Below are 499 nucleotides of genomic sequence, written 5' to 3'. Positions count from 1 at the left end.
TGTAGCAAATCGTGTTGATGCGATTGTTATAGCGCGACTCAAGTATGGTGATATTTATAAATAGAGAAAGATTCACATTTACCAGATACCCCAGACTTTGGTGTATTACTAATTATCTTCCCCTTTTTATCAATTCGCATATAGTTATCACGCCACCCACAAAAATTAATTTTTCCATATTCATTAATACTACTATATTTGAAAAACCGATTTTTTTCACCTGAACGTGGGGATACATGATCAATGGCTAAGCAAACTACAATAACTCGTTTTTCTTCTTTGATTAAATCGGTAATGTCAGACGAGCTATCACAATATGTATAATCCATTTTTCCTGGACGATATTTTACATATTTAAATGCCTCAGTTTTAGAACTAGCTACTTTAGATAAATCAATTCGACTAGACTCTTTGCAACCTGCTAAAATGAGCAGCGACAAAAATATAAGTTTTTTCATTGTTAAAATAGACTCCTGCGCTATAACGCCTGCATAACACG

At 33.5% G+C, this 499-nt stretch carries 1 protein-coding gene; it reads right to left on the bottom strand.

The genetic code is table 11. The features are described 5' to 3' along the window. Positions 1-38: 38 nt before the first annotated feature. Positions 39-499: hypothetical protein (locus A6E03_RS17925; RefSeq protein ID WP_218060173.1), on the bottom strand; the 461-nt coding region annotated here is incomplete at its 5' end.

The organism is Aliivibrio sp. 1S128 (assembly GCF_001691065.1).
Lineage (GTDB): Bacteria > Pseudomonadota > Gammaproteobacteria > Enterobacterales > Vibrionaceae > Aliivibrio.
The sequence above is the reverse complement of the archived record's forward strand: the minus strand, read 5'-3'. Positions and strand labels throughout refer to the sequence as shown.